Consider the following 25541-nt stretch of genomic DNA (forward strand, 5'->3'; position numbering starts at 1 on the left):
GAATGCAACAATGTCGTATGCGCAGCGAGGGCCGAGGAAGGCCGCGGCTCGAACAATCCCGCCGACCGGGCAACACGGCGCGCGAGGAGATCCTCGATGCGGCAGCTGAGCTGTTCACCACCGTCGGGTACGCCGCGACGTCCACCCGCCGGATCGCCGACGCGGTGGGGATGCGGCAGGCCTCGCTGTATCACCACTTCGCCACCAAGGACGACATCCTGGACGCGTTGCTGGCCGGCACCGTCGACCAGCCGCTGGCGCTGGCGGCCGATCTGCTCGACCAGCCGGGGCCGGCGGCCGAGCGATTGCATGCCCTGGTGGTCGGCGACGCCTCGCAGCTCTGTGCCAAGCGCTGGAACCTCGGTGCCCTCTACCTGCTGCCCGAATTGCGGGTGGACCGCTTCGAACAGTTCCGGATCAGCCGCGAGCAGCTGCGCGGGCGCTACCGGCAGCTCGCGGCGGCGGTGATCCTCGAATGCGACGGGGTGCCCGACGCCGACGACCTCCCGTTCCGGCTCGTCGAGTCGGTGATCAACAGGCGCTCCGACGATGGCGTGTGCCCGCCGGAGACGCCGTGGATCATCGCCGACGGGGCGGTGCGCATCCTGGGCTGGCGGGGTGACGTCGCCGCGCTGCGGGAGCGCAGTGCCGCGCGGCTGGAGACCCGGCGTGAGGAGCCCGCGGTCACCGGTTAACGTGTGCCGCGTGAGCGAATACGAGACGCTGAGCTTCGAGCAGAGTGGCCCGATCGTCAAGATCGTGCTGGACCGCCCTGAAGCCGCCAACGGCATGAACGACACCATGACGCGTGAACTCGCCGTTGTCGCGCAGCGGTGTACCGCGCCGGAGGTCAAGGCCGTCGTGCTCACCGGTGCGGGCCGGTTCTTCTGTGCCGGTGGCGATCTGAAGGCGATGGCCGCCTCCCCGCTGGGGCCGGGCCGGTTCGTCAAGGGCATCGCCGACGATCTGCACAAGGCCATCGCGATCTTCGCCCGGATGGACGCGGTGCTCATCACCGCCGTCAACGGAACTGCGGCCGGAGCTGGCTTCAGCCTTGCGGTGGCCGGTGATCTGGCGCTGGCCGCCGACACCGCGTCGTTCACCATGGCCTACACCAGGGCCGGTCTGAGCCCGGACGGCAGCTCGTCGTACTACCTGCCGCGACTGGTCGGGGTGCGCCGCGCCACCGAACTCATGCTGACCAACCGGACGCTGAAGGCGGCCGAGGCGCTGGAGTGGGGATTGCTCACCGAGGTGGTCGCGGCCGACGAGCTGGCCGCCAGGGCTGACGCTCTGGCCGCTCAGATCGCCTCGGCGGCAAAGGGTTCCAGCGGTGCGGTCAAGAAGCTGCTGCTGGCGTCGTTCGGCAACACCATCGAGGACCAGATGGATCTGGAGTCCGAGTTCATCGGCGCGTGCGCCGACAGCCCGGACGGCCGCGAGGGTATCGACGCGTTCCTGAACAAGCGGGCTCCGAACTTCAGCTGACCGCGGGTTCGCGCCGAGCCCTAGAAGCTGTGCTCCTCGGCGGGGAAGGTGCCGGTCGCCACTTCGCTGGCGTATTGCGTTGCCGCACGGCGTAGTTCAGCGCCGACGTCACCGAATCGCTTGACGAACTTGGCCGTCTTGCCACTGGTGAGCCCGGCCATGTCCTGCCACACCAGAACCTGGGCGTCGCAGTTGGGGCCGGCGCCGATGCCGACGGTCGGGATGGTCAGCTTGCCGGTGATCTGGGTGGCCAGCTCCGCGGGCACCATCTCCATCACCACCGCGAACGCACCGGCCTCCTGGACGGCGATCGCATCGTGAATCGTCTGCTCGGCGGCGTCGCCGCGACCCTGAACCTTGAAACCGCCGAGGCCGTTGACGCTCTGCGGTGTGAAACCGATATGGGCCATCACCGGGATACCGGCGGCGGTCAGCGTGGCGATCTGGTCGGCCACCCGCTCGCCGCCCTCCAGCTTGACCGCGTGCGCGCCGGCTTCCTTCATGAAGCGGGTCGCGGTCTGGAGGGCTTGTGCAGCGCCACCCTCGTAGCTGCCGAACGGCAGGTCGGCGACCACCAGGGCGTGCTCGGCGCCCCGCACCACACCGCGCACCAGCGGGATCAGCTCGTCGACCGAGATCGGCACCGTGGTGTCGTAGCCGTAGACGACGTTGGCGGCGGAGTCACCGACCAGCAGCACCGGAATCTCGGCCTCATCGAAGGCGCGTGCGGTGGAGTAGTCGTAGACCGTGAGCATGGCCCACTTGTGGCCTTCGGTCTTCCACTTGAGCAGGTGCGGGGTGCGTACCTTAATGCGAGGTGCAGAAGGCGCGCTACAGCCACCGTAGACAGTCTGTTCAGACATCATTGTCCCCATGTGATGGTCGGGTCGATCCTCGTGGCCCATCCGGGTCCCCGGGTTCGTCTGACGTCCTTCAGTCTGCCACCGCGCCATGGCGAAAATGAACGCGAACCGCAGTGGACTTTGTCACACCACAATCCGTGCGAGCTGCTCAGCGTTGGGCGAATCCGGCTCGGCTGACAGGCTGCGGACATACCATCGGCGCATGGTCCAACACCTGCAGCGGCTCAGCGGACTCGACGCCAGTTTCCTCTATCTCGAAACACCCTCCCAGCCACTGCACGTGTGCTCGGTGCTGGAGTTGGACGCCTCCACGATTCCCGGCGGCTACACCTTCGACCGGCTGCGCGACGCGCTGCAACTACGGATCAAGGCCATGCCCAACTTCCGGGAGAAGCTGGCCAACAGCTTCCTGAACCTCGACCATCCGGTGTGGGTGGAGGACGAGGACTTCGACATCGACCGGCACGTGCACCGCATCGGGCTGCCCGCACCCGGCGGCCGCGTCGAACTCGGCGAGATCTGCGGCCATCTGGCGTCCCTGCCGCTCGACCGCCGTCACCCGCTGTGGGAGATGTGGGTGATCGAAGGGGTGGCCGGCACCGACGCCCGTGAGGGCGGCCGGCTGGCCGTGCTCACCAAGGTCCACCACGCCGCCGTCGACGGTGTTACCGGCGCGAACCTGATGTCGCAGCTGTGTTCCACCGAACCCGACGCCCCGCCGCCGGCGCCGGTCGACGGTCAGGGCGATGCCAACCCGCTGCGGATCGCGCTGGGCGGGCTGGGCAACTTCGTCTCCCGGCCGCTGCACCTGGCCACCAACGTGCTGCCCGCCACCGTCACCACCGTCGTCGACACCGTCAAACGGGCGGTCGGCGGCCGCGCGATGGCGGCCCCGTTCGCCGCGCCGCAGACGCCGTTCAACGCCAGCGTCACCGCGCACCGCAACGTCGCCTTCGCCCAGCTGGAACTCGAGGACATCAAGAAGGTTAAGAACCACTTCGGGGTCAAGGTCAACGATGTGGTGATGGCGCTGGTGGCCGGGGTGTTGCGCCAGTTCCTGCTCGACCGCGGCGAGCTGCCGGATTCGTCACTGGTGGCGATGATCCCGGTTTCGGTGCACGACCGCTCGGATCGGCCCGGCCGCAACCAGGTTTCGGGGATGTTCTCCAAACTCGAGACGCAGATCGAGGATCCGGCCAAGCGGTTGCAGGCCATTGCCGAAGCCAATGACATGGCCAAGGAACACAGTTCGGCGATCGGGGCCACCCTGCTGCAGGACTGGAGCCAGTTCGCCGGCCCGGCGATCTTCGGTGTCGCGATGCGGGTGTACGCCCGGAGCCGGCTCACCGAGGCCCGGCCGGTGCACAACCTCGTCGTCTCCAATGTGCCCGGCCCGCAGATCCCGTTGTACTTCCTGGGCGCCGAAGTGACCGCCATGTATCCGCTCGGGCCGATCTTCCACGGCTCGGGCCTGAACATCACCGTGATGTCGCTCAACGGCAAGCTCGACGTGGGGCTGATCTCCTGCCCCGAGCTGCTGCCCGATCTGTGGGATATGGCCGACGACTTCGCCGTCGGGATGAAAGAACTGCTCGACGCGACGAAACCGGCCGCAAAACAAGGCCGGAAGTGACCGTCGGCTGACGTCACAGCCCCGTCGGCGGGTCGGTGTGCGAGGCACCCCCGCCGAACATGGCAGCATGTTTGCCATGAGGCAGTACCCCCGCCCGCGCGTCGTCCGCACCGCACTGGTGCTCACCGCTGTGGCCGGGCTCGTCGCGAGCGCCGGTTGCAGCACCATGGTCTCGGGACGGGCGGTCATCGCCGAACCGCAGATCGGCCAGCCCGTGCAGTGGGGGCCGTGCCGGGTAGCCGGCGGTGGCGGGGGTAATGCGCTGCCGATCCCGGCGGGTGCGCAGTGCGGCAAGATCGCCGTCCCGGTGGACTACTCCAAACCCGACGCCGGGACCGCCAGCCTGGCGCTGATCCGGTTCCCGGCGACCGGCGACAAGATCGGCTCGCTGATCATCAACCCCGGCGGGCCGGGGGAGTCCGGTATCGAGGCGGCCGCCAGCATCGTCGAGAACCTGCCTGCCAACGTGCGGCAGAAGTTCGACCTGGTCGGGTTCGACCCGCGCGGTGTCGGAGCGTCGACCCCGGCGCTGTGGTGCAACTCCGATGCCGACAACGACCGGCTGCGCGCCGACCCGCAGGTGGACTACAGCCCCGAGGGTGTCGCGCACATCGAGAACGAGACCAAGGCGTTCGTCCAGCGCTGTATCGACAAGATGGGCAAGGACTTCCTGGCCAACGTCGGTACGGCCAGTGTGGTCAAGGACATGGACGCGCTGCGCGCGGCCGTCGGCGACGAGAAGATCACCTACCTCGGCTACTCCTACGGCACCCGCATCGGTGCGGCCTACGCCGAGGAGTTCCCGGAGAAGGTCCGGGCGATGATCCTCGACGGCGCCGTCGACCCCAACGCCGACCCGATCCAGGCCGATATCGACCAGGCCGCGGCGTTCCAGCAGGCGTTCAACGACTACGCCGCCGACTGCGCCAAGGATCCCACCTGCCCGCTGGGTACCGATCCGGCCAAGTCCGTCGACGTCTACCGCAGCATGGTCGACCCGCTGGTGGACAAGCCGCTGCCCACCGCCGATCCGCGCGGTCTGGGCTACAGCGACGCGATCATCGGCACCATCATGGCGCTGTACTCGCCCAACCTGTGGCGGCATCTGACCCAGGCGCTCAGCGAGATGAAGGACGGGCGCGGAGACACCATGCTGGCGCTGGCCGACATGTACATGCGCCGGGACGCCCAGGGGCACTACACCAACGCCACCGATGCGCGCATCGCGGTGAACTGTGTGGACCAGCCGCCGATCACCGACCGCACCAAGGTGATCGAGGAAGACCGCAAGATGCGCGAGGTCGCGCCGTTCATGAGCTACGGCGACTTCACCGGCCACGCCCCGCTGAGCACGTGCGCGTTCTGGCCGGTGCCGCCGACCAGCACCCCGCACCTCGCCAGCGCACCCGGTCTGCCGCCCGTGCTGGTGGTCTCGACGACCAACGATCCGGCGACGCCGTACCAGGCCGGTGTCGACCTGGCCAAGCAGCTCGGCGGATCACTGTTGACGTTCAACGGAACCCAGCACACGGTGGTGTTCCAGGGCAACACCTGCGTGGACAACTACGCGGCCGCCTACCTGGTGGATCTCACCCTGCCGCCAGCCGGGGCCACCTGCTGAGGCCCGGGGCCGTCAGTCCACCTTGACGACGAGCTTGCCGACGTTCTTGCCGTCGAAGAGCATGTTGATCGCGGTGGGCAGCTGCTCGAAGCCCTCGACGACCGTTTCCAGCGGTGTCAGCTTGCCCTCGGCGATGAGGCCGCCGATCTCGGTAGCCGCCTGCGCCGACTGACCGAGGTGGTCCAGGACGATGAAGCCGCGCAGCGTCACCCGCTGGATCAGCAGGTTGCCGAAGGCGCTCGGTCCGGGCGGCGGGTCGGCCTCGTTGTAGCCGGAGATCAAGCCGCACAGCGCAACTCGCGCGCCGATATTGAGCCGGGCGAAGATCGCATCCATCAGCGGGCCGCCGACGTTCTCGAAGTCGACGTCGATACCGTTGGGCGTCGCAGCGGCGAGCTGGGCGCGCCAGTCCTCGGCGCGGTGGTCCACCGCGGCGTCGAAGCCGAGTTGTTCGGTCAACAGCGCGCACTTCTCGGGGCCGCCGGCAATCCCGACCACCCGCGCACCGTCGGCCTTGGCGAGCTGCCCCGCCACCGACCCCACCGCGCCGGCGGCCGCCGACACGATGACCGTTTCGCCGGGCTTCGGCTTGCCGATATCGCGAATGCCGACCCAGGCGGTGAGCCCGGTGCTTCCGAGTGCACCCAGCAACGCGCTGGGGGAGACGCCGTCGGGGATCTCGGTCGGCATGACGAACGCCCCCTCGGACGCCACCAGGTAGTCCTGCCAGCCGAGAAGGCCCTGGACAGCCTGTCCCACAGGGAGATTCGGGTTCTTGGAGGCCACCACCCGGCCCAGTCCGGCGGCGCGCATCACCTCACCGATCGCGACCGGAGGAAGGTAGGACGGGGTGTCGTTGATCCACATCCGGTTGGTCGGGTCCAGCGAAATCCACTCGACCCGGACCAGTGCCTCGCCGTCGGCGATGTCGGGAACCGCCTCCTCGACGAGTTCGAAGGTGTTCGGCCCGATCCGTTCGGTGGGGCGTTCGCGGAGCAGGAATCGACGATTGCGTTCAGCCATGAGCGCACCGTACCCGCACCTCGCCCGCGTTTTCGGGGCATTGCCGTTCTGCAGGGCCTACACCGATTGACGTCAGCGAAAGTTCATTGTTATTGACACTGCGCGCTTCTGAGATCAACGTGTGACCCCTCCGGGGCGACCCGGTCGTTGCCGCCGTGCGACGATGACAGCTATGGGAAGCACGAGTCGGATCGGCTCGGCTCTGCTCCTCTGCGCCGCGCTGACCGCCGGTGTCACGGCCCCCGCGGCCATGGCCACCGAACCAGGGACGGGTCAGACGACAGCGCCGCAGGCTGCGTGGGGAAGCTGTGCACGTTTCCTCGGGACGGCGTCGGCTGAGCTGCCCACCGCGACATGCACCACCGTCGCAGTCCCGATCGACGATGCGGATCCCACTGGCGCACAAGCACAACTGGCCGTGATCAAGATCCCGGCGACCGGGCAGCGCATCGGCTCACTGTTTATCAACCCCGGCGGCCCGGGCGCCTCCGCCGTGGATGCTGCGGCTGCCATGGGCTACGCGCTGGCCGGCAGTCCGATCAACGAGCACTTCGACCTCGTCGGCTTCGACCCGCGGGGAGTGGGGTACTCCACACCCGAGCTGCGCTGCCGCACCGATGCCGAGTTCGACGCCTGGCGACGCAACCCGATGGTCGACTACAGCCCCGAAGGCGTCGCGGCGATCGAGCAGCTCTACCGCGACTACGCCCAGGAATGTGCCGACAAGCTGGGCCCCGCGTTCCTGGCCGGCGTCGGAACCGCCTCGGCGGCACGGGATATGGACACCGTCCGCCAGGTCCTGGGTGACGAGCAGATCAACTACCTCGGCTTCAGCTACGGCACCGAGTTGGGTACCGCCTATCTGGAGCGGTACCCCGAGCGGGTGCGCACGATGGTGCTCGACGGCGCGATCGACCCGGCGCAGGACACCGTGGACTCGGTGATTCAGCAGATGACCGGCTTCCAGGTGGCGTTCAACGACTACGCGGCCGACTGCGCCAAGTCGCGCGGCTGCCCGTTGGGCACCGACCCGACGCAGTGGGTCACCCGGTTCCACGAACTCGTCGACCCGTTGGTCACCACACCTGGGCCGACCTCCGACCCGCGGGGACTGTCCTACCAGGACGCGATCACCGGAACGTTCAACGCGCTGTACGCGCCGCAGTACTGGAAGTTCCTGACGAGTGGCCTGCTCGGATTGCAGCGCCACACCGACGCCGGTGATCTGCTGTTGCTCGCCGACGAATACCAGGGGCGGGACCCTGCGGGTCGCTACAACAACGGGCAGGACGCCTTCAACGCCATCCGCTGTGTCGACGATCCGACGCCGACCGACCCGGCGGTGTGGGCCGAAATTGACCAGCGCACGCGCGAACTCGCGCCGTTCCAGGCCTACGGTCAGTTCACCGGTTACGCGCCGCGAGACCTGTGCGCCTTCTGGCCCGCGCCGCCGACGATGACCCCGCACGCAGCGTCACCGGCCCCGCCGGGCAGCGTCGTCGTCGTCTCCACCACGCATGATCCCGCCACCCCGTACGAGGCCGGGGTGAACCTGGCCCAGCAGCTGGGCGCACCGCTGATCACCTACGACGGCACCCAGCACACCGCGGTGTTCAACGGCGACCTGTGCGTGGACTCCGCGGTCGTCCGCTACCTCGTCGACCAGGTGGTGCCCGGAAATCTGACCTGCTAGTCGGCAGCCTTCTTGGCGCGCTTGGAGCCGCCGGAGGATTTGGCGCCATCGCCTGACGACTTCTTGGCCGAGGGTTTCGACGCGGCCGCCGGAGAAGCCTTGCGGGCGTTGACCGCCGAGGCGCCGCCGACGGTGACGCCGTTGATGTTGATGCCGGGGCCAGTCTTGGTGATGTTCTTACCGCTCTGCCCGATCGATCCGGCGATAGCGAGGGGCCCAGGGCCGGCAACCACGGTGTTGTTGTCGCCGAAGATGGCGAAAGCGGTGTTGAACACCCCCACTTGCGGAGGGGACGCTCCGGCGCCGACTGTGTTGTCGGTTCCGCCGAGTCCTACCGCGATGTTGAACAGGCCGGACGTGCTCACGACTTGGCCGGACTGTGTCGTACCGTTTCCGAAAAGATTGACGCTCAGATTTCCCAGACCTGCGGCGAACGCTTGACTGGCTTGCGTTGCACTGTTCGCCAAGGACACGTTCAGCGCGATATTGAGCCCCAGGTTGCCTGGGTTGCCCAGGTAGTTCGATCCAACCGTGACGGCCTGAGCGTCGTTGGCCAGATTGATCGCAATCCCGAACAAGCCCTTGGCTTCGGCTACTCCGTTTGCGCCGGCGTTGATAGCGAAGGTGAATGCGTCACCGGTCGCGGCGTAGGACTGGTCACCCACGCTGAAGGCCGCGCCGAACAGGCCGTCTGCGAACGCCTGGGCGTTGTTGCCGATGGCGACGGCGAGGCCGAAGACGCTACTGCGGCAGTCCGGGCCGGAGCTGAGGCCGAAGGCCGATACACAGCTGGCTGTTGCCGTCGGGGCAGTGCTGACGCCCGCGCCGATCACGGTTGCGGTGACGGCAGCCGCGGCTGTTATCGCCCCCGCGATCGCAGTGCGGTGTGGCACCATCGTGACTCCTTCTTCTAGTCGGCGGCCTTCTTGGCGCGCTTGGAGCCGCCGGTGGAGGTGTTGTCGCTTGATGACTTCTTGGCCGACGGCTTCGACGCGGCCGCCGGAGAAGCCTTGCGGGCGTTGACCGCCGAGGCGCCGCCGACGGTGACGCCGTTGATGTTGATGCCGGGGCCGGATTTGGTGATGTTCTTACCGCTCTGCCCAATCGATCCGGCGATAGCGAGGGGCCCAGGGCCGGCAACCACGGTGTTGTTGTCGCCGAAGATGGCGAAAGCGGTGTTGAACACCCCCACCACGGGAAAGCTTCCGGCGGTGAGTCGGTTGTCGTTTCCGCCAAGACCTACCGCGATGTTGAAAAGGCCGATCGCGTCGGCGCCTTGGCCGCCGGGTGTCGTGCCGTTTCCGAAAAGATTGACGCTCAGATTTCCCACACCTGCGGCGTACGTGGTGCTGGTCAACGGTCCATTGTTCGCTGCGGACACGTTCAGCGCGATATTGAGCCCAAGGTTGACGAGCCCGCCTACTCCGATGTTGCCCGGTCCAGACGTGGCGGCCTGACCACCGTTGGCCATGTTGATCGCGATCCCGAACACGCCATTGGCGTAGGCCTTTCCAGCAGTGCTGGCATTGATGGCGAAGGTGAATGCGTCGCCGGTCTGGGCGTCCGACTGGTCACCGACGCTGAAGGCGGCACCGAACAGGCCATTCGCGCGAGCCTGGGCGTTAGTGCCAATGGCCACGGCAATCCCGAAAACGCTGCTGCTGCAGTCCGGGCCGGAACTGAGGCCAAAGGCCGATACACAGCTGGCTGCTGCCGTCGGGGCGGTGCTCAGGCCCGTACCGGTCAACGTCGCGCTGATCAGTGCGGCGGCTGTCATCGCGCCGGCGATCGCAGTGCGGTTGGACATCGTGGGTACTCCTTGTCTAGTCGTCGGCGGTCTTCTTGGCGCGCTTGGAGCCGCCGGTGGAGGTGTTGTCGCCTGACGACTTCTTGCCCGAGGCTTTGGCCGCGCCCGCGGGGGAGGCCTTGCGGGCGTTGACCGCCGAGGCGCCGCCGACGACGAGGCCGTTGATGTTGATACCGGGGCCGGATTTGGTGATGCCCTGGCCGTTCTGCAGGAGCGCTACCGAGATGGCGACCGGGCCCGGGCCTGCGTAGACGCTGTTGGTGCTGCCCAGGGCATTGATGGCGAGGTTGAGCCCGGGGCCACCGCTGTTGGCCGCCACTACGGTGTTGCTCACGCCGCCGAGATTGGCTGCGATGTTGGCCACCCCGCCGGCGACGACTGCATTCTGCTGCACGATATTGCCGGAGCCGAAGAGGTTGACCGCGAGGTTGCCGACGCCGGTGGCCTGCACCGAACTGTAGGTATTGGCGCCCACCCCGACGTTGAGCCCAATGTTGAAACCTAGGTTGCCGAGGCTGGGTGCCCCCGTCACCGTGACCGCGCCACCTCCGCCGAACTGAGCGGCAATGGTGAACGAGCCGAGCGAATGCGCGGTGGAGTTGTCGCCTGCGGTGACCGCGAAGCTGAAGGAGCCTGGGTTGACGGCGATCGCACTGGAGCCGATCGCGAACGCGGTTCCGAACAGGCCCGTCGAGCTGGCTATCGCGTTCGGACCGATCGCGATGGCGATGCTGGTGGGGGTGCTCGTGCAGTTTCCGCCGTTGCCGAGTCCCCAGAACGAGGCGCAGGTGGCGTTGGCGCTGGGGGCGGCCAGCCCGGTGCTGAGCAGAGCCGCAGTGGTGAATGCCCCGACGGCCGCCGCAGTGGTGGTGCGACGAGAGTTGATAGCGGTGCCTTTCGTGGTGGGGTTAGTCGGCAGCCTTCTTGGCGCGCTTGGATCCGCCGGTGGACTTGCTGTCGTCGTTCGCGGAGCTGCTCTTGGCTGACGGCTTGGATGCCGCTGCGGGAGAAGCCTTGCGGGCGTTGACCGCTGAGGCGCCGCCGACGACGAGGCCGTTGATGTTGATGCCGGGGCCGGATTTGGTGATGTTCTTGCCGTTCTGCAGGATCGCACCGGCGATGGCGAACGGACCGGTACCGGCGCCAACGTCGTTGCCGCCACCGAGGATGTTGAATGCGGTGTTAAACGCTCCGCTGGTACCCCCGTTGGCCAGTACGTTGTTGTTCTGGCCGCCGAGGTTGATTGCGGTGTTGGTGATACCGGTCGCGGCGACGTTGTTCGACGTCATGGCGCCGGTTCCGTCCCCGAACAGGTTGACGGCGAGATTGCCGATGCCGACTGCCTGGGCGGTGCTGTACGACGTACTGCCCAGCGAGACATTCAGCGCGAAGTTGAAGCCGAGGCCGAGGGTCGTGCCTGCCGTGACGGTCTCGCCATTGGCTCCCAGCTGAGTGGCGATGTTGAAGAACCCGTTGCTGATCGCAATCGCGTTGTCGCCGACCGCGGTAGCGAAATTGAAACCGCCGATGTTGGTGGCCTCGGCATTGGCGCCGATCGCAAAGGCAGTCCCGAAGATGCCGTTCGCCGTCGCTTTGGCGCCGGGGCCGATGGCGATGGCGATACCGGTGACGGTGCTCGTGCAGTCGGCGCTGTTGCCGATTCCCCAGAATGAGGCGCAGGTGGCGTTGGCGCTGGGGGCGCCAATCCCGGTGCTGAGCAGAGCCGCGGTGAATGCCCCGACGGCCGCCGCGGTGGTGGTGCGACGAGAGTTGATAGCGGTGCCTTTCGTGGTGGGGTTAGTCGGCAGCCTTCTTGGCGCGCTTGGATCCGCCGGTGGACTTGTTGTCGTCGTTTCCGGAACTGCTCTTGGCTGACGGCTTGGATGCCGCAGCCGGAGAAGCCTTGCGGGCGTTGACCGCCGACGCGCCGCCGACCACGACGCCGTTGACGTTGATGCCAGGGCCGTTCTTGATGATGGTCTGGCCGTTCTGCAGGATCGCTGCCGAGATGGCGAGCGGGCCGGGGCCCGCGTAGACGGTGTTGCCGCCGCCCAACGTATTGATCGCCAGGTTCAGCCCTCGGTCGATCGCCGAGACGGAGTTGCCCGCGCCGCCGAGGTTCGCCGCAATATTGGCGACGCCGCCCGCGGTCACCGTCGTGACCTGCACAAAGTTGGCGCCGGGGCCGAACAGGTTGACCGCGAGGTTGCCGATGCCGGTTGCCTGGACGTAGCTGTAGGAGTTGTCTCCCACCCCGATGTTGAGGGCGATGTTGAGGCCGAGGCCGCCAGCGCTGGTCAGACCCGTGGTCGCGGCCGTACCGCCGGTTCCCAACTGTGCCGCGATGTTGAACAGGCCGCTGGACTGGCCGATTGATTCGTCGCCCACGGTGACGGCGAAGCTGAAGGAGCCACTGTTGGTGGCGATCGAGTTGGCGCCGACCGCGAATGCGGTCCCGAAGAGGCCTGCCGAGTTGGCTGTCGCGTTCGGGCCGATGGCGATGGCGATGCTGGTGGGTGTGCTGGTGCAGTTGGCGCTGTTGCCGATTCCCCAGAACGAGGCGCAGGTGGCGTTGGCGCTGGGGGCGCCGAGTCCGGCGCTGAGCAACGTCCCGGCGGCCAGGGCGCCGAGTGTGGTGGAGCCGATGATCTTGTGGGTATGCATGGCCGAGCCTCTTCCATTGGTTGCCTTCGCAAGCAAAATAGTGCTCGCCCGGGCAACTCGGGCCGGAATTGACTCCGGGGACAGATTTGGCGTGTCCGGCGCGTCAGCCACCCTGCGGCACTACGTACGTCGGCTGATACGGGTTCTGGCCCGCCTCAATGGCCTTCGCCTTCAGATAGGCGTCGATCGAGGGGTAACCCGCGATCTCAGCCTGCTTCTGCAAGGCCCGCTGGCGGGCCAACTCGGTCTGGGCCTGGGCTGCCGACACATCGGCGTCGGCCTTGGCCTTGGCGGCTTCCGCGTCGGCAACACCCTTGGCCTTGACGGCATTCGCGTCGGCGATGGCCTGCTGCTCGGCAGTGATGGCGGCCTTCAGGTTCGGATCCACCGGATCGGGTTTCATCACCGTCACCTGGAAGTTGGTGAAGTACTCCTCGCCGTTGGTGCGGTTCTTGGTGGCCTGCGGCAGGGTGTCGCGCAGCGCGTTCTGGAACTCGATGCGGACCTTCTCGTCGTTCCAGATCTGCCGCCAGGTGTACTTCTGCGCGACCGACACCAAGGTGTTCTGCAGTGGCTGGCCCACGACGTAGCGCAGCAGGTTCTTCCAGCCCAGTGACACGCTGCCGTCGCTGTTGAGCCAGCCCTGGTACTTGGTGCCGAAGTCGCGGTGGAAGTTCATCAGCTTCCCGCAATCGGTGGTCAGGTCGAAGGTGACCGACACCGGCACCTTCAACTCGGCGGGAGCAGAAGCGTTCGACACGACGATGGTGGCCGGCGCTTCGGCGTCGTCGGCGTCCAGGGCGTCCCAGCTGATCTGACGGGCGGGATAGAGGTAGGCCTTGAAGCCTCCCGGCGGGTTGAACTCGGAGGTTTCCGGGTTGATGCAGCCCTCCACCTTCGGGTCGGTGGGGATGATCAGGAAGTCGTCGACCTTGACTGCCGTGGTGCCCGCCCCGACTTGGGTGCTGCAGCCGGACAGGATGAGGCCGCCCACAATGAGCACCGCGACGACGGCGCCGATGACGATCCTTCGAGCTGTCACGTGTCGTTCGCTCCTTTGTTCCAGATGATCTGGTTCAGCCGTTCCTGGCGCTCGGCCTCGTACCGCTCTTTCTCGCGCGCCATCAACTCGCGCGCATAGGCTCGGCGCTCCTTGGGGGACAGAAATATCAGCGGATCGTCGACGCCGCGCAGCATCTTGCGCAAGTGGTGGATGTAGATCGCCATGGCGAGAATGACGATGCCCACGATCACAAGAATCGGGATGACCGCCCTCATCGGACAAGTATCGGGACAACCTCCTCAATTCGCCTGGTGATGCGGCATTTACCCCGCGTGTAACACAGAATTAACAGCCGGTGCATACGCTCGCGTCATGGACCGCCAGAAGGAATTTGTGCTGCGCACGCTGGAGGAACGCGATATCCGGTTCGTCCGGTTGTGGTTCACCGACGTGCTCGGCTTCCTCAAGTCGGTCGCCATCGCGCCCGCCGAACTGGAGGGTGCCTTCGAGGAGGGCATCGGCTTCGACGGTTCCTCGATCGAGGGTTTCGCGCGCGTCTTCGAATCAGACACGGTGGCGCGCCCCGATCCGTCGACCTTCCAGGTGCTGCCCTGGACCACCAGCGGCGGTCAGCATCACTCGGCTCGGATGTTCTGCGACATCACCATGCCCGACGGCTCGCCGTCGTGGGCCGACAGCCGGCACGTGCTGCGCAGGCAGTTGGCCAAGGCCTCTGATCTCGGGTTCTCCTGCTACGTGCACCCGGAGATCGAGTTCTTCCTGCTCGAGCCCGGACCGTACGACGGCAGCGTGCCCGTCCCCGCCGACAACGGCGGCTACTTCGACCAGGCCGTGCACGATTCGGCGCCCAACTTCCGCCGCCACGCCATCGACGCGCTGGAGCAGATGGGCATCTCGGTGGAGTTCAGCCACCACGAGGGCGCCCCCGGCCAGCAGGAGATCGACCTGCGCTACGCCGACGCCCTCTCGATGGCCGACAACGTGATGACGTTCCGCTACGTCGTCAAAGAGGTCGCGCTCGCCGAAGGGGTGCGGGCATCGTTCATGCCCAAGCCGTTCGCCGAATATCCCGGCTCGGCCATGCACACCCACATGAGCCTGTTCGAGGGTGAAACCAACGCTTTCCACAGCCCCGAGGACCCGCTGCAGCTATCCGACGTCGCCAAGTCGTTCATCGCCGGAATCCTCGAGCACGCCAGCGAGATCAGCGCCATCACCAACCAGTGGGTGAACTCCTACAAGCGCCTGGTGCACGGCGGCGAGGCGCCGACCGCGGCCTCCTGGGGTGCGGCCAACCGGTCGGCTCTGGTGCGGGTGCCGATGTACACCCCGCGCAAGGCGTCGTCGCGTCGCATCGAGGTGCGCAGCCCCGACTCGGCCTGCAACCCCTACCTCACCTTCGCGGTGCTGCTGGCCGCCGGGCTGCGCGGCGTCGAGAAGAACTACGTGCTGGGCCCGCAGGCCGAGGACAACGTGTGGATGCTGACTCCCGAGGAGCGCCGCGCGATGGGCTACCGCGAGCTGCCGTCCAGCCTGGGCATGGCGCTGGCGGAGATGGAGAGCTCCGAACTGGTGGCCGAGGCGCTCGGCGAACACGTCTTCGACTACTTCCTGCGCAACAAGCGCAAGGAGTGGGAGGACTACCGCAGCAACGTCACGCCGTTCGAGCTGAAGGCTTACCTGTCTCTGTAGCCGACCCCCTGAACCGCGTGCGATACCGTCGTGGGCGTGGCCAAACCAGCGACGCAGCGTCCACGCGTACCCAGCGTGGGCCGACTCGGTTTGGTCGAGCGGTCGGCACCCGCTGACCTGGCCACTCTCGGCTGGGACACCGATGCTCACGTCGAGCTGCTGTGGTCGTTGTCCCGGGCACCCGATGCCGACGTCGCGCTGCACACCATGGTCCGGCTGGCCGAGGCGCTCGGCCCGGATTGGCAACAACTGAACGCCGCTCTGCTGAAGGATCGTGGACTTCGGGGCCGGCTGTTCTCGGTGATCGGTTCGTCACTGGCGCTCGGCGACCATCTAGTGGCCAACCCGCGGTCCTGGCATCTGCTCGAAGGTGCGGTGACCCTTCCCGACGCCGGGCACCTGCGCCAGATCTTCGATGACTGCATCGCCGAATTCGGCACGGCCGCAGCCACAATCATGCCGAAGCTGCGCACGCTGTACCGCGACCAGTTGTTGATCCTGGCCGCACTGGATACCGCGCCGACCGTTGAGAACGAGCCGGTGCTGCCGTTCGAGACCATCGGTGCCCACCTGTCGGACATGGCCGACGCCGCCCTGCACGCCGCGCTGCAGGTGGCCGCCGCGACGGTCTGCAAGTGCGACACCCCGGTACCGCGGCTGGCCGTCATCGCGATGGGCAAATGTGGTGCCCGCGAATTGAACTACGTTAGCGACGTCGACGTGATCTTCGTCGGGGAGAACGCCGACGCCATCACCACCCGGGTGGCGGGGGAGATGATGCGGCTGGCCTCGGACACCTTCTTCGAGGTGGATGCCGCACTGCGGCCCGAGGGGAAGCAGGGCGCGCTGGTCCGCACGCTGGACTCCCACGTCGCCTACTACCAACGGTGGGCCAAGACGTGGGAGTTCCAGGCCCTGCTGAAGGCCCGGCCCGCGGTCGGTGACGCCGAACTCGGCCGCCAGTACATCGAGGCACTCATGCCGATGGTCTGGACTGCTTGTGAGCGTGAGGATTTCGTGCCTGAGGTGCAGGCGATGCGCCGGCGGGTCGAGGCGCTGGTTCCGGCGGACGTTCGCGACCGCGAGATCAAACTGGGCACCGGCGGGCTGCGCGACGTCGAATTCGCCGTCCAGTTGCTGCAGTTGGTACACGGCCGCACCGACGACTCGCTGCACGTCGCCTCCACCCTGGAGGCTCTCACGGCGCTGGGGTCCGGGGGATACGTCGGGCGCGACGACGCCGCCAACCTGACCGCGTCGTATGAGTTCCTGCGCCTGCTCGAGCATCGTCTGCAACTGCAGCGGCTCAAGAGAACTCACATGCTGCCGGCACCCGACGATGTCGAGGCGCTGCGCTGGCTGGCCCGCGCGGCGCATATGCGTCCCGACGGCACCCACGACGCGCTCGGCGTGCTGCGTGAGGAGATCAAGCGACAGAACCTGCGGGTGTCGCGGTTGCACGCCAAGCTGTTCTACCAACCACTGCTCGAATCGGTCGGCCCGTCGGTGGGTATCGCCGGCGGCCTGACCCCGGCTGCGGCCGAAAGGCAGCTTGCGGCACTGGGTTACGAGGGACCGCAGACCGCGCTGACCCATCTGAGCGCCCTGGTGAACGAGAGCGGTCGTCGTGGGCGGGTGCAATCGGTGCTGTTGCCCCGGCTGCTGGACTGGCTGTCGGACACCCCGGACCCCGACAGCGGACTGCTGGCCTACCGTCGCATCAGCGAGGCGCTCTCGGAACACCGGTGGTACCTGGCGACCCTGCGCGACGAGAGCGCGGTGGCCAAACGCCTGATGCGGGTGCTGGGCACCTCGGCCTTCGTGCCGGAACTGCTGATGCGCGCGCCCGAGGTGATCCAGCAGTACGCCGACGGACCGACCGGCCCCAAGTTGCTCGACGTCGAACCCGACGGGGTGGCGCGCGCGCTGATCGCCTCGGCCGCACGGCATCCCGACCCCGTTCGGGCCATCGCGGCCTCGCGGACGTTGCGTCGCCGGGAACTGGCCAGGATCGCCTCGGCCGACCTGCTCGGCATGCTCGAGGTGCGGCAGGTGTGTGCGGCGCTGACGTCGATCTGGGTGGCGGTGCTGCAGTCGGCCCTGGAGGTGGTGATCCGGGCGAACACTCCCGCCGAGGGTGTACCGGCCAGGCTCGCCGTCATCGGCATGGGCCGCCTCGGCGGCGGCGAGCTGGGGTACGGCTCGGACGCCGACGTGATGTTCGTCTGCGAACCTCACGACGGGGTGGAGGAGTCCCGGGCGGTGAAGTGGTCGGTGTCGATCGCCGAGCAGGTCCGCGCACTGCTGGGTACCCCGAGCGCCGACCCGCCGCTGGAGGTCGACGCGAACTTGCGCCCCGAGGGCAGGCAGGGTCCGCTGGTCCGCACCCTGGCCTCCTACGAGGCGTACTACGACCAGTGGGCGCAGCCCTGGGAGATTCAGGCGCTGCTGCGCGCCCACCGGGTGGCCGGCGATCTCGAACTGGGCCACCGCTTCCTGCTGATGGTGGACAAGACGCGCTATCCCGCCGGCGGCGTGTCGGCCGAGGCCGTGCAGGAGATCCGGCGGATCAAGGCACGGGTGGATGCCGAGCGGCTGCCACGCGGTGCCGATCCCAACACCCACACCAAGCTCGGTCGCGGTGGTCTGGCTGATATCGAGTGGACCGTGCAGCTACTGCAACTGCGCCACGCCCATCAGGTGCCCGCCCTGCACAACACCTCCACGCTGGAGACACTGGACGCCATCGGCGCCGCGGAGTTGCTCGCCGAAGACGATGTGGATCTGCTGCGCCAGGCCTGGCTGACGGCGACCCGGGCACGCAACGCGCTGGTGCTGGTGCGCGGCAAACCCACCGACCAACTGCCGGGTCCCGGCCGGCAGCTCAACGCGGTGGCAGTGGCCGCCGGCTGGCACAGCGACGACGGCGGGGAGTTCCTGGACAACTACCTACGGGTGACGCGGCGGGCAAAAGCGTTCGTGCTCAAAGTCTTCGGGGGTTGAGGCGGAATGGAGTTCGAGTGGGACACCATCAGCGCCGAGGACTACGAACGGATAGCCTCGCTGCATGAGCCGTTGGCGCAGGCGGTACGCAGGTTGATCCACGCCACGATCCACACCGGTGCCGACGCCGACACGATCGAGCGCGCCCGGCTGGCCATCGACGAGGCCAGCCAGACGCTGGAGGACACCCCGGCCGGACGACCGCGGACCTTGCGCCACGCGGAGACAGGTCTGCCGGTGGTATGGATCAATCCCGCTGCGGGGAGCCACAATCCCATCGCACCGCCGATGACGACGCACCACGACGAGTCCGGTCGGTGCTGGAGTGAGTTCACGCTCGGCCCGGTGTACGAGGGTCCGCCCGGGTTGGTGCACGGGGGCATCTGCGCACTGCTGCTTGACCAGATCCTCGGCGAGGTTGCCACCGAACGGCTCAGCACGCCGAAGTTCACCGGCACGATCACGCTGAAATACCTTCGCGGTACCCCGCTGGGGCCGCTGCGGGCGCAGGCGTGGGTGGACCGGACAGAGGGACACAAGACGTATGCGCGTGGCTCGTTGAGTGATGCGCAGGGCACCACCGTGGAAGCAGAAGGGGTATTCATCATGCCGGCGTGGGCGAGGGTGACAACGGGATGAAGTTCTACGTCAGCTGTGCATTCCTGAAGACCAGTGACGTCATCGAGATCGCCAAGGCCGCCGACGATCTCGGTTACGAAGGCCTGGGCATCCCCGACCATGTGGTGAACCTGGAGAAGCTGGCCACCCCCTATCCCTACACCCCCGACGGTGAGCGCCGGTGGCAGCCGTTCACCGACTGGCCCGACCCGTGGGTTCTCGTCGGCGCCCTGGCGCAGGCCACCGAACGGCTGAAGTTCCTCACCACCGTCTACATCCCGGCGATGCGAGACCCATACTCGGCGGCCAAGGCCATCGGCACCGCGGCCTACCTGGCCGACGGGCGGGTGGAACTCGGCATCGGCGTCGGCTGGTGCGAAGAGGAATTCACCCTGATGGGCCAGCAGTTCGCCAAGCGCGGCAAGCGAACTGACGAGATGATCCGCCTGATGCGGGCCCTATGGGAGCCGGGCTGGACGGAGTTCGACGGCGAGTTCTACCAGACACCGCGCCTGGAGATGACGCCCACGCCGCCGCCCATCCCGGTCTACAGCGGCGGGCTCTCGGATATCGCGCTGCGCAGGGCCGCGGGTCTGGACGGCTGGATCGGTGATCTGATCACGCTGGACCAGGCCATCGAGCGGGTGGAGAAGGTGCGGGCGCTGCGCGCCGAGAAGGGCCTGAGCATGGACGGCTACACGGTGGTCACACCGCTGTCGGATGCCTTCCTGCCCGAGCACTACGAGCGCGCAGCGGCCGCCGGAATCCACGGCATCATCACCATGCCGTGGGTGTTCTACTGCGGTGCTGACGCCACCGTGGCCGAGAAGATCGACGGCATGCGGCGGTTCCGCAAGGACCTCGGTCTCGACACCTAGTTCGAGTTCGCCTCGTGTAGGACGGTCAGGATCTCGCCGATGTGGTGACCCCGCTCGACGGGGTGACGCAGCGGGCGATCTGCCTTGACTTTGTAGTAGTTGCGCCGACCGTCGCGCAGCCGGTCCAGATAGCCGGCTTCGACCAGGTCGCTGACGATGCGCTGGGCTGCGCGTTCGGTGACACCGACGCGTTCGGCCACGTCACGCAGCCGAATCCCGGGATCTCGAGCGATACACAGCAGCGTGTGGGCGTGATTGGTCAAGAACGTCCACTCTGCCATACCGGAATTCTAGGTCGTCAACGTCATATCAGGAAACACCCATCTCCGGTTCTGCGGCACACCAGCTGACTCAAACAAGATTCATATTTCCCGAAGATTGACACCGGAAACTAAACACATGTAATTTCTGTCGTATGTTGAGCGGAATCGAGACCACAGCGACCGGATCACCGGTCATGAATGCAGTGTTGGTGGCCAGCGTGCTCGGCCCGATCGCAGTTGCGGCGCTGGCCGCGGTGCTCGGCCGTAGCAACGCCCGGCTGATCGGTCGGCTCGGGGCGGGGGTCGCCGGCTTCGGATTCGTCGGCGCGGTCGCCCTGGCCTTCGCTTCGGCCCGCGGCGAGGCGGTGTCCATCACCGCCAGCGGGGCCGACGGACAGCCCATCCTCGCCGTCTCGGCCGACCGGCTGGCGGTGGTCCTGCTGCTCCTCGTCTTCGGAGTCAGCACCATCGTGCAGGCCTACGCGGTGCGGTATCTGGCCGAGGATCCCCGCGCCGGCTGGTTCACCGCGGGCGCCGGGCTGCTCACCACGTCCTCCGCGCTGCTGATGACCGCGCAAACTCTGGTGGTCCTGGCCCTCGGCTGGACACTGGCCGGGATCGCGCTCTGCCTGCTGCTCGCGACCTACTGGCACCTGCCCGCCGCACGCGACGGCGTCCGGCGCACCGCCACCGCCTTCCTGATCGGCGATCTCGCGCTCTGGGCCGCGGTCATCCTGGTCGCCAATCACACCGGCACCGTCGACCTCGCTGCCCTGCGCACCGAACCGCTGGCCGGCACGCTGATGGGAATCGCGGCGGTTCTGGTGGTCGCGGCCGCCCTCTCCCGGTCGGCGCAGATCCCCTTCCACCGCTGGCTTCCCGCCACACTGGCCGCCCCCACCCCGGTGTCCGCGCTGCTGCACGCCGGTGTGGTCAATGCGGGCGGCATCCTGCTCATCAAGCTCAGCCCGCTGATGGCCGCCTCCGGACTTGCCCAGGCGCTGACCATCGTCGCGGGCATCGCGACCCTGGCCTACGGCGCGGTCATCATGCTGGTGAAGCCGGATATCAAAGGGGCGCTGGCACATTCGACCATGGCTCAGATGGGCTTCATGATCCTCACCTGCGGGCTGGGGCTCTGGGCGGCCGCGGTCTTCCACCTCGTCGCCCACGGCTTCTACAAGGCCACGCTGTTCCTGTCCTCCGGATCGGCCATCGCCTACCGGCGCCGCAAGGCAATGCTGCCGGCGAGCACCCTGGCTCCCGCCCAGCGACGGGCCGCCCTGGTTGCGGCGCCGATCCTGCCGGCCGCAGCACTGGCGCTGGCGGTCGCGGTGGTCCCGGCCGGACCCGGTGACCACATGGCCGAGTGGGCGCTGCTGATCTTCGCCTGGGTCACCGGTACCGCCGCGACCTGGGGCTGGCTGACCCGACGCCCGGGAGGCCGGGGAGTGCTCAGCGCCGCAGCCTTCCTGCTGCCGGTCGCCATGGCCTACGTCTGGCTCATCGCGACTGTCAGCGGATTCCTCGCCCCCGCGCTGCCCGCCGCAATCCTGACCGCCGGCGTGACCTGGTTCATCACCGGTATCGCACTGACGGTGCTGGTCAGCCTGGCCGCGCTGCGCTGGGCGCCGGCCGGCAACCGGCTGCAGCGCACCCTCTACACCCGCGCCCTGAGCGCCGGGCATATCGCAGCACCCGCACCGAACCGTCCCGCCACCGAACTGACAGGAGCACGTTCATGACGACCGCCTACCTCGAGCCCGGACTCGCCAAACGACGGTCCCAGCTGCGCAGCGACATCACGCTGGCGGCGCGGGTGTTGCCCACCCACTACCCCCTGGAGACCTTCATCGCGGTCAACCCCCTGGCTGGCCTGGAGAACCTCCCCTTCGAGCAGGCGGTCCGCCGCGCCGGTGACCTCTACGGCATGCGGGGGACGCTGACCGAGGACGGCTTCCGCGATCTGTACCGGACCGGACGGATCACCGATGCCGACCTGGACCGGGTCCTCGAGCGGCGCTACCAGAACCTGCTGGCCGAACCGGGACTGCGGTTCGGCGACCGGGACGTCACGCCCGCCGAGTTGCTGCGGGGCGACCTGCTACACGGCACCGGCACCCCTCAGCCGACCCGCCGGTACCGGACCAACGGTGAGCGGTTCGCGCCCGAGGTCGCACGGATCGTCGATGCGCAGGCGGCCAAGTGGTGCTCAGCCTTCTTCGGCTCGGCCGGCTGGCCGATGCCGGGCCGGGACGGCGGCTTCTACGCCGCCTGGCGCGGGCTGGCAGCTGCCGATCCGACGCTGTCCCGCAAGACCAGGGCCAGGCTGCGCACGGTGGCCGGGCGCGCTGACGACGCTGTGCTGCAGGCGCTTTCGGCGCTCGGTGTCGGCGACGACGAGCGGGCCGCCTATCTGCAGGCGCACCTGACCCGGCTGCCCGGCTGGGCCGCGCACATCCAGTGGTGCGCGGGTCGCGGGGAGGGTATCGACCTGATGGGTTACCTGGCGATGCGGCTGAGCTACGAGGCCGTCCTGCTCGCCGAGCGCAAGAACGGTACCCCCACCGAGCCGCAGGACGAACGGGTGCCTGCCGCGCGGCAGCGCGCACTGCACCTGGCCGAGGTCTGGGGTGTCGGCGAGGTGGCCGACGCCGATCTGACCGCAGCCGCCCGAGTGCTCGCCGCACTGCCGGTGAGCTCGCGGGAGATGGTGTGGCAGAACGCCTTCGAAGGCCACTACCGCGACGGGCTGCTGGCCGCGCTTGCCGAGGCCGCGACGGTGGCGCCGTCGGGCACCCCGCACACCCAGGTGGTCACCTGCATCGACACCCGCTCCGAAGGGTTGCGCAGGCACCTCGAATCGCTCGACGGGTACCAGACCTTCGGGTTCGCCGGGTTCTTCGCGGTGGCCATCCGGTTCACCGACCTGCTCGGCGGGGCGTCATGCGACCTCTGCCCGGTGCTGATCGAACCGAACCACGACATCCACGAGGTGCCTGCCCCGGATGCAGCCGATGCGGCCGCCCGCCGGGTCTCGGGCATCACCGGATTGGCGGGAGCCGAATCGGCCTTCCACGCGGCCAAAGATGCTCTGGCGGCACCGTTCACCCTCGCCGAAGCGGCCGGCTGGGCCGCTGCACCGCTGTCCGCGGCCAAGACCCTGACTCCGAGTGTGAGCGGGCGACTGCGCCAGCGGCTGCGGGATCTGCTGGCCCCGCCCGCCCCGACCGAACTCAACGTCGATGACCTCGCGTTGGAGCAGCGGGCGCTGTTCGCTCAGGTGGCGCTGACCACCATGGGTCTGACCCGCGACTTCGGTCGGCTGGTGGTGCTCTGCGGACACGGCAGCACCACCGAGAACAACCCGTACCAGGCCTCGCTGGACTGCGGCGCCTGCGGCGGGCAGGCCGGCGGGCCCAATGCTCGCACCGCAGCGGCGATCCTGAACCAGGCCGAGGTCCGTGACGAGTTGCGGCCGCTGGGTATCGACATCCCGGACGACACCTGGTTCATCGCCGGCCAGCACGACACGGCCACCGACCGCGTGACGGTGCTCGACCATCACCTGATTCCGGCCTCGCACCGCGACCAGGTGGTGGACCTGCAGCAGGCACTGGCGATGGCGGGCGCGGCACTGGCCGCCGAGCGCAGCGCGGTCCTGCCCGGTGCACCGCGGGAGATGTCGCCGGCACGGGCTGCCCGGCACGTCGTCGGCCGGTCGCTGGACTGGGCCCAGGTGTACCCCGAGTGGGGTCTGGCGGGCAACGCCGCCTTCCTGGTCGGGCCGCGCGGGATGTCGCAGGGAATCGACTTGCAGCGCAGGACGTTTCTGCACTCCTACGAGGCCGAAGTGGACACCGACGGTAGTGCGCTGGAGACGATCCTGACCGCCCCCCTGGTGGTCGCGCAGTGGATCAACTGCCAGTACTACTTCTCCACGGTCGCGCCCGAGGTCTTCGGCGCAGGCACCAAGACCATTCACAACGTGGTCGGAACCGCGGGTGTGATCGCCGGCCACGAAGGCGACTTGCGGCTGGGCTTGCCCTGGCAGTCGGTGGCGACCGGCCAGGGTCTCACCCACGAGCCGATGCGTCTGCTCGCCGTGGTGCAGGCACCGCTGGAGCGCATCGACATGATCGTGGCCCGCAACCCGATCCTGCAGCGACTTTTCGGTAACGGCTGGGTCTGCGTCGCGGCCCGCGAGGAGCCGGGGCAGGACTGGCAGAGATGGACGCCGTCGGGATGGCGTTCCTGGTCCGAAAACCACAGCACACCAGAAGTTCTCGACAAGGAGGAGATGGTCCGATGACAGCACCGACGCTGACCAAGATGATCAAGATTGAGGTGGTCGTCGCCGGAAGCGACGCACCGGCGGTACGCGAGCTCATTCAGAGCGTCGGTGCCACCGGGTTCACCAGCCTGTCCGGGGTGTCCGGACTGGGGCACAACGGTTACCACCAGGGCCGGCTGCTGTTCAACCAGCAAGCAGCGCTGGAACTGCTGATCACCGTGGTGCCCGAAGACAAGGTCGACGCACTGCTGGCCGGTCTGCGGCCACTGCTCGACGCCTCATCCGGCGTGATGTTCGTGACCGAGACCTACGTCAGCCGTCCCGACTACTTCTCCTGATTCACCAAACACGAAAGGTGTACTGACATGTCTGATCCCATGACGGCCTGGCAGCGGCTGCGTGCCGGCAACGAGATGTTCTTCCGCCCGGTGCGTGTGCAGCGGCAGACCTTCCACGACGGCGCGCCAGTGGCAGCGGTGTTCCGCTGCGCCGACGCCGAGGTGGCCAGTGAGGTGGTCTTCGGCCAGAGCTGGGGTTCGCTGATCGACCTGAGCACCTGGGGTCACGTGGTCGACACCGGCGTGCTCGGCACCCTCGAGCATGCCGTCGAGAACTACAACGTGCCACTGATCGTGGTCCTCGGACACCACCACTGCAGCGCGATGCAGGCGGCATTGCGGGCCTGGGACACCGCCGAGGTTCCGGACGGCGCCAGCCGGCTGGCCATCGAGCAGGCGCTGTCCTCGATCGTCCGGAGCGGGTCTGCCGCCGACAGCGTGGACGCGGTCTCGGCTGCACACATCGTCTCCGTCGGCATGTCGCTGCTGGAGAAGTCGCCGGTGGTCGCCCGCCGGGTCGACGCCGGTCTGTGCGGAATCGTCTGCGCCACTACCGATCACGACGGCAGGATCCAGCCTTACGCCACCGTCGGCGCGGTCGGGGAGCGGGGCGACTCGCTGCTGGAGTACGTCTAGCCG

Annotated in this window: 25 protein-coding genes; 15 read left to right on the forward strand and 10 right to left on the reverse strand. The window is 67.8% G+C overall.

What is annotated here, in order from left to right:
* The first annotated feature begins 17 nt into the window (after positions 1-17).
* The gene (locus BN3385_RS17245; RefSeq protein ID WP_059018435.1) at positions 18-695 is read left to right on the forward strand and encodes a TetR/AcrR family transcriptional regulator; all 678 of its coding nucleotides are present in this window, start codon (positions 18-20) and stop codon (positions 693-695) included.
* A 10-nt stretch (positions 696-705) separates the two neighbouring features.
* Positions 706-1488: an enoyl-CoA hydratase/isomerase family protein gene (locus BN3385_RS17250; protein WP_059018437.1), complete on the forward strand. Its 783-nt coding sequence runs from the start codon at positions 706-708 to the stop codon at positions 1486-1488.
* A 20-nt stretch (positions 1489-1508) separates the two neighbouring features.
* On the opposite strand, the gene panB is transcribed toward BN3385_RS17250, so the two are convergent.
* The gene (gene panB / locus BN3385_RS17255; protein WP_059022064.1) at positions 1509-2351 is read right to left on the reverse strand and encodes a 3-methyl-2-oxobutanoate hydroxymethyltransferase; all 843 of its coding nucleotides are present in this window, start codon (positions 2349-2351) and stop codon (positions 1509-1511) included.
* A gap of 214 nt (positions 2352-2565) precedes the next feature.
* Here panB and BN3385_RS17260 point away from each other — a divergent pair, with 214 nt between their 5' ends.
* Both BN3385_RS17260 and BN3385_RS17265 read left to right on the forward strand, forming a co-directional pair.
* Entirely contained in the window at positions 2566-3984 is a 1419-nt protein-coding gene (locus BN3385_RS17260) for a WS/DGAT/MGAT family O-acyltransferase (protein ID WP_059022067.1), read from the forward strand.
* A 76-nt stretch (positions 3985-4060) separates the two neighbouring features.
* On the forward strand, positions 4061-5605 hold the full coding sequence (locus BN3385_RS17265) for an alpha/beta hydrolase (RefSeq protein ID WP_059018440.1): 1545 nt from the start codon (positions 4061-4063) through the stop codon (positions 5603-5605).
* Between the two features lie 12 nt (positions 5606-5617).
* Here the strand turns inward: BN3385_RS17265 and BN3385_RS17270 are convergent, their stop codons facing one another.
* Positions 5618-6628, reverse strand: coding sequence for an NADP-dependent oxidoreductase (locus BN3385_RS17270; protein WP_059018441.1), 1011 nt, complete (start codon positions 6626-6628; stop codon positions 5618-5620).
* Positions 6629-6791: 163 nt separating this feature from the next.
* Here BN3385_RS17270 and BN3385_RS17275 point away from each other — a divergent pair, with 163 nt between their 5' ends.
* Positions 6792-8321 carry an alpha/beta hydrolase gene (locus tag BN3385_RS17275; RefSeq protein WP_156432787.1) on the forward strand — a complete coding sequence of 510 codons (1530 nt, stop codon included), beginning with the start codon at positions 6792-6794 and terminating at the stop codon, positions 8319-8321.
* On the opposite strand, the gene BN3385_RS17280 is transcribed toward BN3385_RS17275, so the two are convergent.
* Genes BN3385_RS17280 through BN3385_RS17290 form a run of 3 tightly spaced genes read right to left on the reverse strand, consistent with a single transcriptional unit; the run spans position 8318 to position 10660 of the window.
* Positions 8318-9217, reverse strand: a complete 900-nt coding sequence (locus BN3385_RS17280) for a hypothetical protein (protein WP_059018446.1) — start codon at positions 9215-9217, stop codon at positions 8318-8320. The two genes, BN3385_RS17275 and BN3385_RS17280, sit on opposite strands and share 4 nt — an antisense overlap.
* Before the next feature lie 14 nt (positions 9218-9231).
* The gene (locus BN3385_RS17285) at positions 9232-10128 is read right to left on the reverse strand and encodes a hypothetical protein (RefSeq protein WP_059018448.1); all 897 of its coding nucleotides are present in this window, start codon (positions 10126-10128) and stop codon (positions 9232-9234) included.
* A 16-nt stretch (positions 10129-10144) separates the two neighbouring features.
* Complete coding sequence (locus BN3385_RS17290; RefSeq protein WP_059018450.1) at positions 10145-10660, reverse strand: hypothetical protein; 516 nt, start codon at positions 10658-10660, stop codon at positions 10145-10147.
* A gap of 34 nt (positions 10661-10694) precedes the next feature.
* Here BN3385_RS17290 and BN3385_RS28680 point away from each other — a divergent pair, with 34 nt between their 5' ends.
* Positions 10695-11114, forward strand: a complete 420-nt coding sequence (locus BN3385_RS28680) for a hypothetical protein (protein WP_197415229.1) — start codon at positions 10695-10697, stop codon at positions 11112-11114.
* Here the strand turns inward: BN3385_RS28680 and BN3385_RS17295 are convergent.
* Complete coding sequence (locus tag BN3385_RS17295; RefSeq protein ID WP_059018452.1) at positions 11037-11417, reverse strand: hypothetical protein; 381 nt, start codon at positions 11415-11417, stop codon at positions 11037-11039. The two genes, BN3385_RS28680 and BN3385_RS17295, sit on opposite strands and share 78 nt — an antisense overlap.
* A 169-nt stretch (positions 11418-11586) precedes the next feature.
* On the opposite strand from BN3385_RS17295, the gene BN3385_RS28265 reads away from it, so the two are divergent.
* Positions 11587-12003 carry a hypothetical protein gene (locus BN3385_RS28265; protein WP_156432789.1) on the forward strand — a complete coding sequence of 139 codons (417 nt, stop codon included), beginning with the start codon at positions 11587-11589 and terminating at the stop codon, positions 12001-12003.
* On the opposite strand, the gene BN3385_RS17300 is transcribed toward BN3385_RS28265, so the two are convergent.
* The 3 genes from BN3385_RS17300 to BN3385_RS17310 form a co-directional block, all read right to left on the reverse strand.
* Entirely contained in the window at positions 11926-12792 is an 867-nt protein-coding gene (locus BN3385_RS17300; protein WP_059018454.1) for a hypothetical protein, read from the reverse strand. The two genes, BN3385_RS28265 and BN3385_RS17300, sit on opposite strands and share 78 nt — an antisense overlap.
* A gap of 103 nt (positions 12793-12895) precedes the next feature.
* The gene (locus BN3385_RS17305; RefSeq protein ID WP_059018455.1) at positions 12896-13834 is read right to left on the reverse strand and encodes a hypothetical protein; all 939 of its coding nucleotides are present in this window, start codon (positions 13832-13834) and stop codon (positions 12896-12898) included.
* The gene (locus tag BN3385_RS17310) at positions 13831-14070 is read right to left on the reverse strand and encodes a hypothetical protein (RefSeq protein ID WP_059018457.1); all 240 of its coding nucleotides are present in this window, start codon (positions 14068-14070) and stop codon (positions 13831-13833) included. Before BN3385_RS17310 ends, BN3385_RS17305 begins: the two co-directional genes overlap by 4 nt.
* A 97-nt stretch (positions 14071-14167) precedes the next feature.
* Here BN3385_RS17310 and glnA point away from each other — a divergent pair, with 97 nt between their 5' ends.
* From glnA to BN3385_RS17330, 4 genes are read left to right on the forward strand one after another with little or no spacing between them, the layout of a single operon-like run.
* Positions 14168-15508 carry a type I glutamate--ammonia ligase gene (glnA, locus tag BN3385_RS17315; RefSeq protein WP_059018459.1) on the forward strand — a complete coding sequence of 447 codons (1341 nt, stop codon included), beginning with the start codon at positions 14168-14170 and terminating at the stop codon, positions 15506-15508.
* Positions 15509-15538: 30 nt separating this feature from the next.
* On the forward strand, positions 15539-18511 hold the full coding sequence (locus BN3385_RS17320; RefSeq protein ID WP_197415230.1) for a bifunctional [glutamine synthetase] adenylyltransferase/[glutamine synthetase]-adenylyl-L-tyrosine phosphorylase: 2973 nt from the start codon (positions 15539-15541) through the stop codon (positions 18509-18511).
* Positions 18512-18517: 6 nt separating this feature from the next.
* Positions 18518-19150: a PaaI family thioesterase gene (locus BN3385_RS17325; protein WP_059018461.1), complete on the forward strand. Its 633-nt coding sequence runs from the start codon at positions 18518-18520 to the stop codon at positions 19148-19150.
* Positions 19147-20007, forward strand: coding sequence for a TIGR03619 family F420-dependent LLM class oxidoreductase (locus tag BN3385_RS17330; protein ID WP_059022070.1), 861 nt, complete (start codon positions 19147-19149; stop codon positions 20005-20007). The genes BN3385_RS17325 and BN3385_RS17330 overlap by 4 nt, the downstream gene beginning before the upstream one ends.
* Here BN3385_RS17330 and BN3385_RS17335 read toward each other — a convergent pair.
* On the reverse strand, positions 20004-20288 hold the full coding sequence (locus tag BN3385_RS17335) for a helix-turn-helix transcriptional regulator (protein ID WP_059018464.1): 285 nt from the start codon (positions 20286-20288) through the stop codon (positions 20004-20006). The genes BN3385_RS17330 and BN3385_RS17335 overlap by 4 nt on opposite strands.
* A gap of 176 nt (positions 20289-20464) precedes the next feature.
* On the opposite strand from BN3385_RS17335, the gene BN3385_RS17340 reads away from it, so the two are divergent.
* The 4 genes from BN3385_RS17340 to BN3385_RS17355 are packed head-to-tail and all read left to right on the forward strand — an operon-like array spanning position 20465 to position 25538.
* Positions 20465-22015 carry a proton-conducting transporter transmembrane domain-containing protein gene (locus BN3385_RS17340; RefSeq protein ID WP_197415231.1) on the forward strand — a complete coding sequence of 517 codons (1551 nt, stop codon included), beginning with the start codon at positions 20465-20467 and terminating at the stop codon, positions 22013-22015.
* On the forward strand, positions 22012-24582 hold the full coding sequence (locus BN3385_RS17345; protein WP_059018467.1) for a DUF2309 domain-containing protein: 2571 nt from the start codon (positions 22012-22014) through the stop codon (positions 24580-24582). Before BN3385_RS17340 ends, BN3385_RS17345 begins: the two co-directional genes overlap by 4 nt.
* Positions 24579-24902: a P-II family nitrogen regulator gene (locus BN3385_RS17350; protein WP_059018469.1), complete on the forward strand. Its 324-nt coding sequence runs from the start codon at positions 24579-24581 to the stop codon at positions 24900-24902. The genes BN3385_RS17345 and BN3385_RS17350 overlap by 4 nt, the downstream gene beginning before the upstream one ends.
* A 27-nt stretch (positions 24903-24929) precedes the next feature.
* Positions 24930-25538 (forward strand): carbonic anhydrase, encoded by a 609-nt coding sequence (locus BN3385_RS17355; RefSeq protein ID WP_082690522.1) that lies wholly within the window; start codon positions 24930-24932, stop codon positions 25536-25538.
* The last annotated feature ends 3 nt before the right edge of the window (positions 25539-25541 follow it).

It is taken from the genome of Mycobacterium sp. M26 (genome assembly GCF_001494595.1).
In the GTDB taxonomy this organism is placed as follows: Bacteria; Actinomycetota; Actinomycetes; order Mycobacteriales; family Mycobacteriaceae; genus Mycobacterium.